This is a genomic window from Thalassobaculum litoreum DSM 18839 (assembly GCF_900102465.1).
Taxonomy (GTDB): Bacteria; Pseudomonadota; Alphaproteobacteria; order Thalassobaculales; family Thalassobaculaceae; genus Thalassobaculum; species Thalassobaculum litoreum.
In genome coordinates, this window is sequence record NZ_FNBW01000006.1 from 295,071 (window position 1) to 312,500 (window position 17,430).

14 protein-coding genes (1 of these 14 cut by a window edge) are annotated in these 17,430 nt (G+C 67.1%); 9 read left to right on the top strand and 5 right to left on the bottom strand.

The window, feature by feature from the left end:
• The first annotated feature begins 40 nt into the window (after positions 1-40).
• Entirely contained in the window at positions 41-2,959 is a 2,919-nt protein-coding gene (locus BLS34_RS11865) for an FAD-binding and (Fe-S)-binding domain-containing protein (protein WP_093150475.1), read from the top strand.
• Between the two features lie 29 nt (positions 2,960-2,988).
• Positions 2,989-4,158: a pyridoxal-phosphate-dependent aminotransferase family protein gene (locus BLS34_RS11870; protein ID WP_093150478.1), complete on the top strand. Its 1,170-nt coding sequence runs from the start codon at positions 2,989-2,991 to the stop codon at positions 4,156-4,158.
• Between the two features lie 60 nt (positions 4,159-4,218).
• Here BLS34_RS11870 and BLS34_RS11875 read toward each other — a convergent pair whose 3' ends face one another.
• Together BLS34_RS11875 and BLS34_RS11880 are read right to left on the bottom strand one after the other, a co-directional pair.
• Positions 4,219-4,557 carry an AzlD domain-containing protein gene (locus BLS34_RS11875; RefSeq protein ID WP_028796361.1) on the bottom strand — a complete coding sequence of 113 codons (339 nt, stop codon included), beginning with the start codon at positions 4,555-4,557 and terminating at the stop codon, positions 4,219-4,221.
• Positions 4,554-5,261, bottom strand: a complete 708-nt coding sequence (locus tag BLS34_RS11880; protein ID WP_093150481.1) for an AzlC family ABC transporter permease — start codon at positions 5,259-5,261, stop codon at positions 4,554-4,556. The genes BLS34_RS11875 and BLS34_RS11880 overlap by 4 nt, the downstream gene beginning before the upstream one ends.
• A gap of 139 nt (positions 5,262-5,400) precedes the next feature.
• Here BLS34_RS11880 and BLS34_RS26665 point away from each other — a divergent pair, with 139 nt between their 5' ends.
• The 3 genes from BLS34_RS26665 to BLS34_RS11895 all read left to right on the top strand — a co-directional run bounded on the left by BLS34_RS26665 (position 5,401) and on the right by BLS34_RS11895 (position 8,591).
• Positions 5,401-7,284, top strand: coding sequence for an ABC transporter ATP-binding protein (locus BLS34_RS26665; protein WP_038015793.1), 1,884 nt, complete (start codon positions 5,401-5,403; stop codon positions 7,282-7,284).
• A 142-nt stretch (positions 7,285-7,426) separates the two neighbouring features.
• A complete protein-coding gene (locus tag BLS34_RS11890; RefSeq protein WP_093150483.1) occupies positions 7,427-7,918 on the top strand; it encodes a PAS domain-containing protein in 492 nt (163 codons plus the stop codon).
• 142 nt (positions 7,919-8,060) lie between these two features.
• Positions 8,061-8,591: a PAS domain-containing protein gene (locus BLS34_RS11895; protein ID WP_028796364.1), complete on the top strand. Its 531-nt coding sequence runs from the start codon at positions 8,061-8,063 to the stop codon at positions 8,589-8,591.
• 72 nt (positions 8,592-8,663) lie between these two features.
• Here BLS34_RS11895 and BLS34_RS11900 read toward each other — a convergent pair whose 3' ends face one another.
• From BLS34_RS11900 to BLS34_RS11910, 3 genes are all read right to left on the bottom strand, one after another.
• Entirely contained in the window at positions 8,664-9,578 is a 915-nt protein-coding gene (locus BLS34_RS11900) for an ABC transporter permease (protein ID WP_093150486.1), read from the bottom strand.
• Between the two features lie 13 nt (positions 9,579-9,591).
• Positions 9,592-10,563 carry an ABC transporter permease gene (locus tag BLS34_RS11905; RefSeq protein ID WP_028796366.1) on the bottom strand — a complete coding sequence of 324 codons (972 nt, stop codon included), beginning with the start codon at positions 10,561-10,563 and terminating at the stop codon, positions 9,592-9,594.
• Between the two features lie 89 nt (positions 10,564-10,652).
• Positions 10,653-12,293, bottom strand: a complete 1,641-nt coding sequence (locus BLS34_RS11910; protein WP_028796367.1) for an ABC transporter substrate-binding protein — start codon at positions 12,291-12,293, stop codon at positions 10,653-10,655.
• A gap of 314 nt (positions 12,294-12,607) precedes the next feature.
• Between BLS34_RS11910 and BLS34_RS11915 the strand changes: the two genes are divergently transcribed.
• The 4 genes from BLS34_RS11915 to BLS34_RS11930 all read left to right on the top strand — a co-directional run.
• On the top strand, positions 12,608-13,318 hold the full coding sequence (locus BLS34_RS11915) for a haloacid dehalogenase type II (RefSeq protein ID WP_028796368.1): 711 nt from the start codon (positions 12,608-12,610) through the stop codon (positions 13,316-13,318).
• 11 nt (positions 13,319-13,329) lie between these two features.
• On the top strand, positions 13,330-14,703 hold the full coding sequence (locus BLS34_RS11920) for an MmgE/PrpD family protein (protein ID WP_093150488.1): 1,374 nt from the start codon (positions 13,330-13,332) through the stop codon (positions 14,701-14,703).
• A gap of 178 nt (positions 14,704-14,881) precedes the next feature.
• Positions 14,882-16,054, top strand: a complete 1,173-nt coding sequence (locus BLS34_RS11925; protein ID WP_028796369.1) for an acyl-CoA dehydrogenase family protein — start codon at positions 14,882-14,884, stop codon at positions 16,052-16,054.
• 5 nt (positions 16,055-16,059) lie between these two features.
• Positions 16,060-17,430: the 5' portion of an acetate--CoA ligase family protein gene (locus BLS34_RS11930; protein WP_093150550.1), read on the top strand. The gene runs 708 nt beyond the window's last position; 1,371 of the gene's 2,079 nt are visible here — the first part of the coding sequence; the start codon lies at positions 16,060-16,062; the stop codon falls past the right edge of the window.

Genomic DNA, 17,430 nt, shown 5'->3' on the forward strand with positions numbered 1-17,430 from the left:
GGAAACGCAAAACGGGGCCAAGCCCCCGAGGGTAGAGACGATGGTGGATGCAGCGACGCGGATCGGCGATTCCGCCCTGGCCGAGCGGCTGGGACGCGAGATCGAAGGCGAGGTGAAGTTCGACGCCTTCACCCGCGGCCGCTATGCCACCGACGCCTCGATCTATCAGGTCGAACCGATCGGCGTGGTCATTCCGAAGACCGAGAACGACCTGCGCGCCGCCGTGCATATCGCCGAGATGGAGGGCATTCCCCTGCTGCCGCGCGGCGGCGGCACCTCGCAATGCGGGCAGACGGTGAACACCGCCCTGGTGCTCGACTGCACCAAATACCTGCGCGGGATCACCGACTACGACGAGGAGACCCACGAGGTCACCGTCCAGCCGGGCATCGTGCTCGACCACCTGAACGCCTGGCTGAAGCCGAAGGGGCGGATCTATCCGGTCGACATCTCGACCTCCTCGCGGGCGACCATCGGCGGCATGGCGGCCAACAATTCCTGCGGCGGTCGCTCGATCCATTACGGCATCATGGTCGACAACGTGGAAGCCATCGACGCCATCCTGATGGACGGCACCGAGGCCCGCTTCGACCGGGTGCCGGGCAATCTGGGCGAGCTGTCGGGTCCGGCGCGCTACCGCGACCTGGTGCAGCGGATCCGCGCCATCGCCGAACGCGAGCAGGGCGAGATCGACGCCAACATCCCCAAGCTGATGCGCAAGGTCGGCGGCTACAACCTGGACCGGGTGACGGCGCGGGACGCGGCGGGCGGCCACAACATGGCCTCGCTGCTGGTCGGCTCGGAGGGGACGCTCGCCCTGTCGCGGCGCATCAAACTGAAGACCCACGCGATCCCCAAGCATCGGGTGGTCGGCGTCTGCCATTTCCCGACCTTTCACGCGGCGATGGAGAACACCCAGCACCTGGTGACCCTGAAGCCGTTCGGCGTCGAGCTGATCGACCGCACCATGATCGAGCTGGCCCGCGAGATCCCGATGTTCCAGGCGGCCATGCGCGAGTTCGTGGCCGGCGAGCCGGACGCGCTGCTGCTGGTCGAATTCGCCGGCGACGAGAAGGATCCGCTGCTGGCCAAGCTGGCTGATCTGGAAACCATGATGGCCGATCTCGGCTTCCCCGGTGCCGTGGTGCGGGCGGAGGATCCGGGCCTGCAGGCGCGGATCACCGAGGTCCGCCAGTCCGGCCTCAACATCATGATGTCGATGAAGAGCGACGGAAAACCGGTCTCCTTCATCGAGGATTGCGCGGTGCCGCTGGAGCACCTGGCGGATTACACCGCGCGGCTGACCGACGTGTTCACCAAGCACGGCACCAAGGGCACCTGGTACGCCCATGCCTCGGTCGGGACCCTGCATGTGCGGCCGATCCTGAACATGAAGGACGGCGGCGACGTGAAGAAGATGCGCGCCATCGCCGAAGAGGCCTTCGAGATGGTGCGGGAATACAAGGGCTCCCATTCCGGCGAGCATGGCGACGGCATCGTACGCTCGGAGTTCCACCGCTCCATGTTCGGCGACCGGGTGGTCGACGCCTTCGCCGAGGTGAAGCAGGCGTTCGACCCCAAGGGACTGATGAATCCGGGCCGGATCGTGAACCCGCCGAAGATGGACGACCGCTCCCTGTTCCGGTTCAAGCCGGGCTACACGGCGGTCAATCCGGACACCCGGTTCGACTGGTCGGCCTGGGGCGGGCTCTCCGGGGCGGTGGAGATGTGCAACAACAACGGCGCCTGCCGCAAACGCGATCCCGGCGTCATGTGCCCCAGCTTCCGAGCCACCGGCGACGAACAGCATCTGGTGCGCGGCCGGGCCAACACCCTGCGCCTCGCCTTGTCCGGCCAGCTGGGCCCCGAGGCGCTGAGCGATCCGGCGTTGAAGGAGACGCTGGACCTCTGCGTCGGCTGTAAGGGCTGCAAACGGGAGTGCCCGACCGGCGTCGACATGGCGAAGATGAAGACCGAGGTGCTGGGCCAATACGTCAAGCGCCACGGCCTCTCGGCCAAGGACCGGCTGATCGCCGAGATGCCGCGCTATGCCGAGGCGGCGAGCCGCTTCTCCTACCTCGCCAACCTGCGCGACGCGGTGCCGGGGGCGGCCTGGCTCAGCGAGAAACTGCTCGGCTTTGCCATGGAGCGCACGCTGCCGCACTGGACGTCCGCGCCGTTCCGAGGATCCGAAGTGTCGGACCGACCGGTGGTGGACGGCCGCGAGGTCGTGCTCTTCGCCGACACCTTCAACACCTATTTCGAGCCGGAGAACCTGCGCGCCGCCGTGGCGGTGCTGGAGGCGGCGGGCTACACGATCCACGTGATCGACCCGGTGGCGGCCGGCGGGCGCCATGTCTGTTGCGGGCGCACCTATCTCGCGTCGGGCCTGATCGAGAAGGCGGAGGCCGAGATGGCCCGGCTGGCCGAGGCCTTCGCGCCGTTCGCCGAGCGCGGGGTGCCGATCGTCGGGCTGGAGCCGTCCTGCCTGTTCACCCTGAAGGACGAACTGCCCTCACTGCTGCGCGACCGAGCCGGCAAGGTGCCGGAGATGGCCATGCTGTTCGAGGAGTTCATCGCCCGCGAGGCCGCAGCCGGGCGGCTGGACGGGCTCAAGCTCAAGCCGATCGGCGCCAAGGCCCTGGTCCACGGCCACTGCCACCAGAAGGCCTTCGCCGCCATGGGACCGGTGCAGACCGCCCTTAAGCTGATTCCGGGTCTCGACGTGTCGGTGATCGAGTCGAGCTGCTGCGGCATGGCCGGCGCCTTCGGCTACGAGAAGGACCACATCGAGGTGTCGATGAAGATGGCCGAGCTCAGCCTACTCCCGGCGGTCCGGGCGGCCGATCCTGACACCATCCTCGTCGCCGACGGCACCTCGTGCCGCCACCAGATTCACGACGGCGCAGGACGCGAGGCGATCCACGTCTCCCGCGTCCTGGAACGCGCCCTCGCCTGACCAGAACAGACCCTTAGGAGGAACACCCCATGGCCCACCGTGCCGGCCCCCACTTCCTGCAGATCCCCGGTCCCTCCAACGTGCCGGGCCGCATCCTGCGCGCCATCGAACGGCCGACCATCGACCACCGCGGCCCCGAGTTCCAGGCGCTGGCCAAGGAGGTGCTCGAGAAGATCAAGCCGATCTTCAAGACCAAGAACCCGGTGATCATCTTCCCCGCCTCCGGCACCGGCGCGTGGGAGGCCGCCCTGGTCAACACGCTGTCCCCCGGCGACAAGGTGCTGATGGTCGAGACCGGCCAGTTCTCCACCCTGTGGGTCGAGCTCGCCACCCGGATCGGCCTGAAGCCGGAGGTGATCGAGGGCGACTGGCGCCACGGCGTCGACCCGGCCGAGGTGGAAGCGCGCCTGTCCAAGGACAAGGGCCACGAGATCAAGGCTGTGTGCTGCGTCCATAACGAGACCTCGACCGGCGTCACCTCCCGCATCCCCGAGGTGCGCAAGGCGATCGACGCGGCCGGCCATCCCGCGCTGTTCATGGTCGACACGATCTCGGGCCTGGCCTCGGCCGACCTCCGCCATGACGAGTGGGGGATCGACGTCACCATCTCCGGCTCGCAGAAGGGCCTGATGCTGCCGCCGGGGATCAGCTTCAACGCGGTCAGCGACAAGGCGCTGGAGGCGGCGAAATCCTCGAAGATGACCAAATCCTATTGGGAGTGGTCGTCGCAGATCGGCCAGAACCCGACCGGTAACTTCCCCTATACCCCGAACACCAACCTGCTCTACGGCCTCAACGAGGCCTGCGACATGCTGATGGACGAGGGGCTGGAGAACGTCTTCGCCCGCCACGAGCGCCACGCCGAGGCGACCCGCCGGGCGGTGCGCCAGTGGGGCCTGGAGATCCAGTGCGAGGATACCCGCGAATACTCGCCCGTGCTGACCGGCGTGGTGATGCCCGAGGGCCACGACGCCGACGCGGTGCGCAAGGTGATCCTGGACAAGTTCGACATGTCGCTGGGCGCGGGCCTCGGCAAGGTGAAGGGCCGGATGTTCCGCATCGGCCATCTCGGCGACTTCAACGACCTGATGCTGTGCGGCACCCTGTCCGGCTGCGAGATGGGCCTGCGGATGGCCGGCGTGCCGATCCAGACCGGCGGCGTCCAGGCGGCGCTCGACTATCTGAGCGGGAACGCCTGACGCCCCCACACACTCAGACGTCATCCCGAACCTGTTTCGGGATGACGATAGGCTTGAACTCTACCCCAACGCCCCCGCCGCCAGCGCGAAGCTGATCGTGCCGCTCGCCACCCCGACCAGCAGGTTGCGCCGCGACAGGTAGAACGCGGCCACGCCGATCAGCGCGGCACCCAGCCTCACCTCCAGCCCGACGCTCGCCAGGTCGCCTGTCGGCAGGATCAGCAGCCGCGACAGCAGGCCGGCCAGCACCGCGAAGGAGGCGAAGGAGAACCAGCGGAACACAGCGCCCTGCGGATCCAGGCGCCTGGCCAGGAAGACACCGAGGGCGCGCCACAGCGCCGTGGCCGCGATGGCGCCGACCACCACCAGCGCCGCCGTCGCCGGTCCGAACGCCGTCATGGTTCCTCCTGCCGTCGGGTGCCGTCGGCCAGGAACCCGGCGGTGCCGCCGATCAGGCCGGTGATGATGAGGCCGGTGTCGGGAAAGTACATGTTGATCGGAATGCCCGCCGCCACGCCGGTGATCACCGCCACGGCCGCTCCCCGGCCCCTGGTGTCGAGCAGCAGCAGCAACAGGAAGCAGGCATTGATGAACAGCAGGGCCATGGCCAGGGGCTTGGGCAGGCCGGCGGCGCCGAGATAGCCGATCAGCGTGGCGATCGCCGCCACCGTCACGCAGACGCAGGTGAAACCGGTGTGGTAGCCGAGCCGGGCCTGGGGCGTCTCCGGCGCGGAGCTGCGCATGACATAGGCCCAGGAGGTGGCGGACATGAGCTGGGCCTGGGCGAAGCGCGTGGCGAGGCCGCCGCCGCCCAGCGTCGGCATGAGCGACACCGCCATGGGGAAGAACCGCATGTTCGCCATGCCCACGGCGATGGCGATCGCCAGCACGTCGGCCCCGGCCGCATACATCTCCGCCATGACGATCTGACCCGGCAGGCCCCAGATCAGGATGGTGGAGAGCACGGCCAGCCCGCCGCCGAACCCGGTGTCATGGGCCAGCGCGCCATAGCCGGTAAGGCTGCCCAGCAGCACAACCGTTGGGAGGCCTACCGCGGCCCGCATTCCCGCTTTCAGGCCGCCGGGGAAGTCGACTGGTTTCATGGGGTCATCGTAGCGGGGATAAATGGCGGGAAAACCGGAAAAACACCTGCAAATCGTGGTCCGGCTCGGTTAGTGTATGCAATCTCGCCCCCGCCGAAGAGGGGTACAGGGACGGTTTTGTTTTTTTGGGAGTTAGGGGATGGATGCCAATCGGCTCATCGAGGTCAACGATCTGAAGGTCCACTTCCCGCTGGAGGACCGTACGGTCAAGGCGGTCGATGGCGTCTCGTGGCATATCGACAAGGGAGAGACCCTGGCCGTGGTCGGTGAATCCGGCTCCGGCAAGTCGGTGACCGCCATGTCGATCATGCGTCTGACGGACAATGCCGGCGGCAAGATCCCCTCCGGCGAGATCCTGTTCCGCAAGCCCTCCGGCGACGTGGTCGATATCGCCAAGCAGCCGATGGACGAGATGCGCGCCATCCGCGGCAACGACATCTCGATGATCTTCCAGGAGCCGATGACGTCGCTGAACCCGGTGTTCACCGTCGGCTTCCAGATCGCCGAGGCGATCATGCTGCACCAGGGCAAGACCGAGGAGCAGGCGCTGCAGCAGGCGCTGGAGATGCTCAAGCTGGTCCGCATTCCCGAACCCGAGAAGCAGCTCTCGCAGTATCCGCACCAGCTTTCCGGCGGCATGCGCCAGCGCGTGATGATCGCCATGGCCCTGTCGTGCCGGCCGAGCCTGCTGATCGCCGACGAGCCGACCACCGCGCTCGACGTGACGATCCAGGCGCAGATCCTCGATCTGATCAAGCAGCTGCAGAACGAGATCGGCATGTCGGTGATGTTCATCACCCACGACATGGGCGTGGTCGCCGAGGTGGCGGACCGGGTCGTCGTCATGCTGCGCGGCAAGGTGGTCGAGGAAGGCCCGGCCCAGCAGATCTTCGAAAATCCGCAGCACCTGTATACGAAGGCGCTGCTGGCGGCGGTGCCGCGGCTCGGCTCGATGAAGGGCTACGCGCGGCCGATGAAGTTCGCGAACGTGGACGTCAGCCGGGCCGAGGGCGACACGGTGTCCGAGCAGGCCGTCATGTCCGAGGCCGCGCTGCAGATCCGCGACACCGTGAAGGTCGACGCGCCGCCTCTGCTGCAGGTCGAGGGGCTGACCACGCGCTTCGACATCCGCGGCGGCATGTTCGGCAAGGCGAGCGGCCGGGTCCACGCGGTCGAGAACGTCTCCTTCACCCTGCAGCCCGGCGAGACCCTGGCCGTGGTCGGCGAGTCCGGCTGCGGCAAGTCCACCACCGGGCGCAGCATCATCCGCCTGGTTCAGCCGACCCGCGGCTCGGTGATCTTCGAGGGCCAGGAGCTCAGCGGCCTGTCCGCGTCGGAGATGCGGCCGTTCCGCCGCGACATGCAGATGATCTTTCAGGATCCGTTCGCGTCGCTGAATCCGCGCATGACGGCGGGCGACGCCATCGCCGAGCCGATGATCGTGCACGGCCTGGCCCGCGGCAAGGAGGCCCAGGACCGGGTGATCGACCTGCTGCGCCGTGTCGGCCTTGATGCCGAGCATGCCGGTCGGTATCCGCACGAGTTCTCCGGCGGTCAGCGTCAGCGTCTCTGCATCGCCCGCGCGCTCGGCCTGTCGCCGAAGCTGATCATCGCCGACGAGGCGGTGTCGGCCCTCGACGTGTCGATCCAGGCCCAGGTGGTGAACCTGATGATGGATCTGCAGGAGGAGATGGGCCTCGCCTACCTCTTCATCAGCCATGACATGGCGGTGGTCGAGCGGATCAGCCATCGGGTGGCGGTGATGTATCTCGGCGAGATCGTCGAGATCGGCCCGCGCCAGGCGGTGTTCGAGAATCCGCAGCACCCCTATACCAAGAAGCTGATGGCCGCGGTGCCGATCGCCGACCCGTCCAAGCGCAAGACCGAGCTGCGCCTGATGACCGACGAGATCCCGAGCCCGGTCAAGCCGGTCGGCTACGAGCCGCCGCAGCGCTACTACGACGAGGTGTCGCCGGGCCATCTCGTGCAGCGCACCGCCAGCGGAGCCGCCGAGGCGGCCTGACGTTCGGGGATCCGATTGTCGAAGATTTCCATGAAGGCCCGTCGCAGGACGGGCCTTCTTCATTTCAGGCACTGGTCCAATGTCAAAACGAGAGTATTTAGTTTAAAATAGTTCTTCATCAGCCCGATACGGCGGAGGGAAGATGGACGGCAGCTCGTCATTCTCGGCGATCATCTCGGATCCGCTGCTGCGTTCGGTCTATGAACAATGGCGGGACCTCTGCCGCACGCTTGGCCGGCTGCCACGCCGTCGGGAGATCGACCCCATCGACCTGCCGCCCGCCTTCCTGCCGCTTGCGATGATTCTGGTCCGCGAGCGGACCGGTCGATACCGATGCGAGCTCGCCGGCGCGAGACTGCAGGAGATGCACAAGTCGTCGATGACCGACATGTATGTGGACGAGGTGCTGCCGGCCGGCCCCGCCGAGATCCGCCAGCGGATCTACGCCAGGGCCCTCGACGATCCCTGCGCCGCCTATTGCCGTCTGCGTTTCGCCATTCCCGGGCGGGAGTTCGTCGCCAGCGACCGGCTCTATCTTCCGGCTCTGTCCAACGACGGCGACGACGTGTCGGTCCTTTTTCTCCGGCCAGAGCTTCCTGTCGATCGCGGACCTGCGGGGCGAAGAGGAGGATGACGGGCTCTATCGCCTGGCCTTCGACGAGCCGTTCCGCTGAGAACCGCCCATTGACCGAGACCGGGATCGGATCGGCTTCGACATCTTCGCGGATTTGACGCAACATCGATGAAAATCCGTCCGGCAACGTAAGAGGTTCGACGTGAATCAGGCCCTGGGCTTTCGGGCGTCGCTCACCGACGCGGGACTGGTCGGTCTGTACGACTACTGGATGGCACTGCGGCAGTCGCTGGGGCGCCTGCCGCGCCGGTCGGAGATCGATCCGCTCGACCTGCCGGCCGAGGTCCTCCCTGGTATGATCATCATTGAGCGCGACGCCGATCTCCGGTTCTGGTGCCGGCTTGCGGGGACGCGGATGCGCGAGATCTACGGCTTCGAGGTTACCGGCAAGTATCTGGACGACGTTATGCCGGCGGGAGCGGTCACGTTCCGGAAGGGGATCTATCAGACCGTCCTGGACGGGCGGTGTGCCCTGTTCTGCCGGTTGCGGTTTTCCGTCCCCGGCCGGGAGTTCGTGGCCAGCGACCGGCTCTACGTGCCCGTTCTGAACGACGACACCGACGAGGCGACCGTCCTGGTCGGCGCCCAGCGCTATCTGATGAGCTCTGAAATCGTTGGGTCGCCGGACAGCGACGGCATCTACAGCCTGGTCGTCGACGACACGCCGGCCTGACTGGCACGGCATCCCCGGAACTGAAAAGGGCCCCGAAACCGGGGCCCTTTTCGCAGGTTGCTGCCGTGGCGCTCACTGGGAGCGCAGGCGGGGATCCAGAGCGTCGCGCACGGCGTCGCCGAACAGGTTGAAGCCGAACACCGCGATGGTGATGGCCAGACCCGGGAAGATCGGCACCCAGATCGCGCTCTCGGCGTATTCCTCGGCACCGCCCTGCAGCATCAGGCCCCAGGCCGGAGTCGGCTCCTGCACGCCCAGGCCCAGATAGGACAGGGACGCCTCCAGGAGGATCGCCTCGCCCAGGAACGCGGTGAGCATGATCAGGAACGGGGCGACCACGTTCGGAGCGATATGCCGGAAGATGATCCGCGCGCTGCTGTAGCCGATCGAGCGGGCGGCATCCACATAGGGCATCTCGCGCACTGCCAGTGCGCTCGAGCGCACCACGCGGGCACAGCGCGGGATGAACGGGATGGTGATCGCCATGATCACCTTCTCCGTGCCGGTGCCGAAGATGGCGACGATCGCCAGCGCCATGATGATCAGCGGGAACGCCATGAAGACGTCGATGATCCGCTGCAGGATCAGGTCGAAATAGCCGCCGAAATAGGCGCTCGCCACGCCCAGGGCCAGACCGGCGCAGGAGCCGATGATGGCCGCGGTGAAGCCGACGAGCAGGGCCGTCCGCGCGCCGTAGATGATGCGCGAGAACAGGTCGCGGCCGAACTGGTCGGTGCCGAGCAGGAAGAAGCCTTCGCCCATCTCGCTGGTGGATCCCGGCGGGACGAGCATGTCGGCGAAGTTCGCCTGCTCCGGGTCGAAGGGGGCCAGCCACGGCGCGAAGACCGCCATGAAAACCATCGCCAGGACCACGAGTCCGCCGGCAAAGCCCAACGGCTGTTTGCGGGCGAGGCTGCCGATATGCTGCAGGACGGACTTTCGCTGCGGCAGCCGATCGGACTCGATGCTGATGTCGGGGGTCGTCATCGTGATGGCTCCCTTAGCTGTAGCGAATGCGCGGGTCGAGCCACGCGTACATGATGTCGACCAGGAAGTTCATGAGGACGAAGATCGCCACCACCAGCATCACCAGGGCCTGGGTCATCGTGTAGTCCGACTGGGTCACGGCCGAGACGAAGAGCTTGCCGAGGCCGTTGAGGTTGAACACCTGCTCGGTCACCACGAGCCCGCCCATCAGGAATGCGAACTCGATGCCGACGATGGTGATGACCGGCAGCATCGCGTTCTTCAGCGCGTGCTTGTTGATGATCACCTTCTCGATCAGGCCTTTGGCGCGGGCGGTCCGGACATAATCCTCGCGCAGCACCTCCAGCATGGCCGACCGGGTCATGCGGGTGGCGACGGCGGAGTACCGGTATCCGGTGGCGAGCGCCGGCCAGATCAGCTGGCTCATGTTATGGACCGGATCGACAAAGAACGATTGGAAGTGGATCGGCGGCATCCACGGCCGGCCGAACCATGCCTGGGAGCCTATGAGCAGGCCCAGGATGATCAGGATTCCCAACCAGAAGGATGGCATGGCGATACCGGCGATGCTGAACGTTCGCACCAGGTAGTCGATCCAGGAATTCTGCTTGGCCGCGGAGATGATTCCGAGCGGCAGAGCGATCACGACCGAGACGAAGGTTGCCATCAGGGCGACCTGCAGGGACAGCTCGAAGCGGATCGCGATCTCGTAGGCGACCGGCTGGCTGGTCCACATCGACACACCAAGGTCGAAGGTGAAGAACCCGACCATGTAGTCGAAGAACTGCTGCCAGATCGGGTCGGTCAGTCCGAGCCGCTGCTGGCACTGAAGGATCTGCTGCGGATCCGCATACGAGCCTTCGCCGCCGAACTTCAGCAGGCAGACGTCGCCCGGCACCAGTCGCAACAGCAGGAAGATCAGGATTGCGGCGCCGATCAGCGTCGGCAGCAACATCAGCAATCGTTTGATGATGTAGGTGTACATCTCAGGCGTCGCTCACGCTTTTCATGATGGGGGCAAAGAACCGCCCCGGAACCGAAGTCCCGGGGCGGCGGATGAGCGTGTCGGGAGCGTTAGCCGCCGAGCTGCTTCTTACGCTCGGCCGAGTCGATCCAGATGTTCTCGAGCGACTGGTTCAGATAGTGGCTCGGCGCGATCTTCCAGCCCTTCACATAGGAGCGGTACGGATTGATCTTGTACCACCACAGGGTGATGAACTGCGACGCCAGGTCGTTCAGGACCCGCTTCTCGAACTGGGCGAACAGCTCGCGCTGCTTGCCTTCGTCGCCGGTCGCCAGAAGCTCCGCATAGATGCTCTCGAGCTCCGCATCCTCGAAGTACGAGTAGTTCGCGCCGGAGGACGGCAGGAACTTCGAGATGTCGGCGATCGGGTTCACGACGGCCTGGCAGTTGAAGTCGAGGGAGACCTCGAAGTTCTTCTGCGTGCGCAGGGTCGCGTAGAACGGCGTGGACGGCTGCACCCACTGTTCCACATCCAGGCCGATCCGGCGCCACTGGTCGATCAGCCAGGTGCCCACGACCTTGTACGGCTGGTCCACACCGCGGTTGTGCAGGGTGAACTTCAGGTTCTCGTGGCCGGCCTCCTTCAGGAGCGCCTTCGCCTTCTCGCGGCTGGCCTCGATATCCTTGCTGTAGCCGATGATGTTCTTCTCAAGATACTCCGGCGAAGAGGAGATCGGGTGGCCCGGGAAACCGATGCCGCCGACCGTCTTCACGATCGCGATCTTGGAGAGGTACTCGGAACCCTGGTGCCGGTCGATGGACAGGGACAGGGCCTGGCGCACGCGCGGATCGTCGAACGGCTTCGCCTCGTGGTTCGGCGTCACGATCAGCACGCAGTTCCAGTCGCTCTCCTGGACCTCGATCTGGTCGCCGAGGGCTTCCTTCAGGTCGTCACGCGCCTTCGGCGGGAAGCCGCGGAACTCGATATCGGCCTGGCCGCCGCGGATGGCCTGCAGGCGGACCGACATCTTCGGCGCGATCAGCGAGGTGTAGCCGTCGAGATAAGGCTTACCCTCGTGGTAGTAGTTCGGGTTCTTCTTGCCCGTCACGTGGCTGCCCTGGACGTGCTCCACGAAGTGGAACGGGCCGGTGCCATTCACGTTGGTCTGGTGCCACGTGTAGCCGCGCTCATCCAGGTCATTCTTCGAGTAGATGAAGTTGAACGGCATGGCGATGGACGGGATGAACGTGCCCGACGGGAACTTCAGATTGAAGACAACGGTCTCCGGATCCGGGGCCTCGACGGAGTCGATCATCGCGAAGTAGGCCTTGCGGTTCGACGCGATGCCGTCCGGCGGGAAGGCGAGCTTGTCGAAGGTGGCCTTGATGTCGGCGGAGGTGAGTTCCTGGCCGTCCTGGAACGTCACGCCCTTGCGAATCTTGAAGGTGTAGGTCTTGCCGTCATTGGTCGGCTTCGGCACTTCGCCGACGCACAGATCGCAGACGAAGTCGGTCGGCGACGACGGATTGTCCGGATTGACCCGGATCAGCAGGCTGTAGAACGGCCGGATCGGGTGGATCATGCCGAAAGTGGATTCGATGTGGCCGTCATAGGACGGGATGTCGCTTCCCACGACAAGGCGCAGCTCGCCACCTTGCTCCTGGGCGGACGCCGGCATCGAGCCCGCTCCGACCACGAGGGCCGAGCCGAGCGCGACCGAGGCCGCAAACCGGGTCAGACGTGACTTCATAGGGTCGTCTCCTTCCCAAACGTGACAGTGCACCTGACCCGAAGAGGGGTCAGGAACGGCTTGTTACAGGGACACGTTCGCCCGGCGCAGAGGCGCCGTCGTCACTGTCCCACTTGCATGTCGGTCGGGATGCGGCACACGTCCGCGATGTTCCTCCCGTCCCTGCTTTCTTTTCCGGTGTGATTAAGTCCACCGGTTGCCGCGTCTTATGACGCTTGTATACAGTTTCATGACCCGCGCCGGGGGTCAAGTGATGCCCCCAGAAATTGACCTGAAATCTGCAAACAACCGGGCGCGCGACCGAGGAGGAAGTAATGGCCGACCAAGTGGTCAAGGCGCTGGTTTTCGATGTCTTCGGTACGGTGGTGGACTGGCGGACCAGTGTGGCGGCGGAAGTCGATGCGCTGGCGGCGAAGAAGGGCTGGACATTGGACGGCGTGGAGTTCGCCATGCGGTGGCGATCCCTCTACGCGCCTTCCATGCGGCCGGTGCGTCGGGGAGAAGCGCCCTATCGCCGCCTCGACGACCTGCATCGGGAGAGCCTGCGCACCGTCCTGCAGGAATATGAGGTGAGCCTCGGCGACGACGAGCTGGAGCACCTGAACAAGGTCTGGCACCGGCTGCATCCCTGGCCCGACAGCGTTCCGGGGCTGACCCGGCTGAAGAAGAAGTTCATCCTGGCCACCATGTCGAACGGCAACGTCTCGCTGATGGTGAACATGGCGAAGTTCGCCGGGCTGCCCTGGGACACGATCCTCGGCTCCGAGCCGGCCCGGAACTACAAGCCGGAGCCCGTGGTGTATCTGACCGGCGCCGACTGGCTCGGCCTCGACCCGTCGCAGATCCTCATGACGGCGGCCCATAACAGCGATCTGCAGGCGGCCCGCGACCTCGGCTTCAAGACCGCCTTCATCCTGCGGCCCACCGAATACGGCCCGAACCAGCACAAGGACAACGAGGCCGAGAGCGACTGGGATTACATCACGAACAGCATGGAAGAGCTGGCCGACAAGCTCGGCGCCTGAGGGAGGGTGACATGACGACGGTTATCGAGACCTATGCCCGGTTCGCCGCCGGCCTGCGCACGGCGCCGCTCTCCGACGAGGTCCGTCACCACGCGGAACGGGCCATCGTCGACTGGTTCGCCGCCTGCGTGCCGGGCGGGGTGATGGCGCCGGCGACCCTGGTGGCCGAGGCGCTGGCGGACCAGGTCGGGGCCGGCAACGCCTCGCTGGTCCCCGGCGGACAGCGGGCCACCGCGCAGACGGCGGCGCTGATCAACGGCACCGCCTCGCACACGGTGGAGTTCGACGACATCTTCCGCGAGGGACTTTACCACCCGGGCACGCCGACGATCTCCGCCGCCCTGGCCGCGGCCGAACTCGCCGGGGCGGACGGGCCGCGGCTGCTCGCCGGCGTGGTCGCCGGCTACGAGGTATCGAACCGCATCGCCAAGGCGGTGAACCCGCGCCACTACGACTACTGGCACACCACGGCGACCGTCGGCTGCTTCGGCGCGGCCGCCGCCGCCTCGGTGATCCTTGACCTGGACGCGGCCCAGACCGCCCATGCGTTGGGCACGGCCGCGACCATGGCCGCCGGCCTGCAGCAGGCGTTCCGGGCCGATGCCATGAGCAAGCCGCTGCATTCCGGCCGTGCGGCCGAGGCCGGCGTGCTCGCCGCCCGTCTGGCCAAGGCCGGGGTGACCGGTGCCCTGGACGCGCTGGAAGGGCCGCGCGGCTTCGGCGCGGCGATGAGCGGGCCGGATGTGGACTGGGCGGCGGCCATCGAAAGCCTGGGTGTCGACTGGACCATCACCCGCGTCACCTTCAAGAACCACGCCGCCTGCGGCCATGTGCATGCGGCGGTCGATGCGGCGGCGCAGATCGCATCCGCCAACGGCCTGACGATCGACCGGATCGCCAGCATCGAGGCCGGCTCCTACGCCAAGTCGCTGGAGATCTGCGGCAATGCCGAGCCGGTCACCGCGTTCGAGGCGAAGTTCAGCCTGCCCTATTGCGTGGCGGCGATACTGGTGCGCGGCTCGGTGCGGCGCGCGGCGTTCGACCCGGATGCCCTGGCCGATCCGGCGATCCGGGCGCTGGCCGCCAAGGTGGTGCATACCGTCGATCCCGGCTGCGAGGCGGCGTTTCCGGGCGCCCGGTCCGCCCGGGTTGCGATCGTCACCGCCGACGGCGCGCGCTTCGAGCATTTCGCACCGACCCGCAAGGGCGACCCGGACAACCCGCTGACCGATGCCGAGCTGGATGCCAAGTTCCACGAGCTGACCGACCCGGTGCTGGGCGCGGCGGCGGCGGGCGATCTGCTGGCCCGGCTGCGCGACCTGCGCCGCGCCGGACCGGTCGGCGACCTGCTCCGGGATTCCGCCCTGCCGCACGCGGCGGAATAGGGGGTAGGCCGCACCAACCAAGCAGCCCGTCTTCCCGGGCTTGACCCGGGACCCAGGGATGGGGCCGCCGGACCGTCGACCCTATCGTTCCAGGTGCCCCGATCCTCGGTCCCGGCTCAAGGCCGGGAAGACACAGAATGTAAAAGAAGCGCGACCACCCGACCCACCGGAGACCCGAATGTCCGCCCTCTATGACGACCTTCTCACCGAGGAGCAGCTGCAGTTCCGCGATGCCGTGCGCGGCTTTGCCGAGCGCCATCTCGCCGCCGACCGCCTGGCCCGTGCCCATCGCTCGGAATTCCCCTTCGACGTCGCCAAGCTGATGGCGGAGCAGGGGCTGCTGGGCATCACCTTCAAGGAGGAGGACGGCGGCATGGGCGGGTCGCTCATGGACGCCATCGTCGCCATCGAGACGGTCTCCGCCGTCTGCCCGCGCTCCGCCGACGTCATCCAGGCCGGCAATTTCGGGCCGATCCGCACCTTCGTGGAATACGCCACCGCCGATCAGAAGGAACGCTACCTCGCCCCACTGATCGGCGGCGAGGCGACCATCTCAGTCGGCATGAGCGAGCCCGAGGCCGGCTCCGCCGTCACCGATCTGAAGACCACCGCCACCCCGGACGGCGACGGCTTCCGCATCAACGGCACCAAGGTTTTCTCGTCGCACAGCCCGGATTCCAACCTGTTCCTGGTCTATGTCCGTTACGGCCCGGGGGTCGACGGCATCGGCTCGGTCCTGATCGAGCGCGGCACCGAAGGCTTCACCCTCGGCCGGCCCAGCCGCTATGTAGGCGGCGACGACTGGTGCCAGCTGTATTTCGAGGACGTCTATGTCGGCCCGGAGAACGTCCTGCTGCGCGAGGGCGGCTTCAAGAAGCAGATCGCCGCGTTCAACATCGAGCGCCTGGGCAACTCGGCCCGCGCGCTGGCCTTCGGACGCCACGCCTTCGAGATCGCCCGCGAGCATGCCGAGACGCGCCATCAGTTCGGTCGGCCGCTCGCCGATTTCCAGGGCCTGCAGTGGAAGTTCGCGGAAGCAGCCCTGCGCATGGAGGCGGCCCAGCTCATGCTCTACCGGGTCGCCGGCAAGGCCGAGAAGGGTCTGCCGAGCGCCTACGAGACCGCGCTGGTCAAATATCTCTGCAACGAGGCCGGCTTCCTGGCGGCCAACGAGGCGATGCAGATCCTCGGCGGGCTCGGCTACACCGAGGAGAGTCTGGTCGAATACTGCTGGCGCCGGGCCCGCGGTTGGCAGATCGCCGGCGGCAGCCTGGAGATGATGAAGAACCGCATCGCCGAGGGCGTGTTCGGCCGCCGTTTCTCCCAGCGTCCCCCGAAGCCGAAGGCTTGAAGGCCATGAGCAGTTCGAACGGGGGCTGGATCGACGCCCTAGTCCGGCCGTCCACGGTTGCCGTGGTCGGCGCGTCGGACGATCCGAAGAAGGACAGCGCCCGGCCGCTGCGCTTCCTGCGCAGGCACGGCTTCAAAGGGACGGTGTGGCCGATCAACCCGATGCGCGAGACGGTATTGGGGGAGAAGGCCTGGCCCAGCCTGGCCGACCTGCCGGGCGTGCCGGAGCATGTCTATATCGTCACCGCTGCCGAGCGGGTCGAGGAGCAGGTGGTGGAGGCCGCCCGGCTGGGCGTGAAGGTCGCCACCGTGCTGGCCGACGGCTTCGCCGAGGCCGGCGAGGACGGGGCCGAGGCCCAGCGCCGGCTGGTGGAGAAGGCCCATGCCGGCGGCATGCGGCTGCTCGGACCCAACAGCATGGGTGCCGCCAACGTCGCCGACGCCGTGCCGTTCACCACCAACGCCGCCTGGGAGGCCGAGAGCCTGGTGCCCGGCCGGCTGATGGCCCTGTCCCAGTCCGGCTCGCTGATCGGCACCCTGGTGTCGCGCGGCGCCGCCCGCGGCATCGGCTTCCACTCCCTTGTGTCGGTCGGCAACGAGGCCGACTTGGACGTGGGCGCCATCGGCGAGGCCGCGGTCGGTCTCGACGGGGTGGACGCCTTCATCCTGTTCCTGGAGACGGTGCGCCGGCCGGAGCGGATCGCCGCCTTCGCCCGCGCGGCCGATGCCGCCGGCAAGCCGATCGTGGTCTACAAGCTCGGCCGCTCGCCCGAGGCCCAGGCCCTGGCGGTGTCCCATACCGGCGCCCTGGTCGGCTCCGACAAGGCGGCCGATGCCTTCTTCCGCGACCTCGGCATCCTGCGCGTGGATCAGTTCGAGGCCCTGCTGGAACTGCCGGCCCTGCTGAAGGGGCGGCGGCCCGATGCCGCCCGGCGGTCCAAGCCGGTGGCGGTGGTCACCACGACCGGCGGCGGCGGGGCCATGGCGGTCGACCGTCTGGGAGCGGCGGGAATCGAGGTGGAAGGCGCCTCCGATGCCCTGCGCGCCCATGTGAAGCAGGCGGTCGGCCTGTCCCTGAAGCCGGCCCGGTTGATCGACGTGACCCTGGCCGGTGCGCGCTACGAGGTGATGAAGACCGTGCTGGACGGGCTGCTGGACAGCGGCGACTACGCCGCCGTTGTCGCCGCCATCGGCTCCTCGGCCCAGTTCCTACCCGAACGCGCGGTGCAGCCGATCGTCGATTGCGCCGGTCACGACACCCCCATCGCCGCCGCCCCGCTGCCCCAGGCGGACCGGGCCCTGGCCATGCTGTCGGAGGCCGAGGTCGCCGGGTTCCGCTCGGTGGAGTCCATGGCCGACGCGGTGCGCGCCTTCATG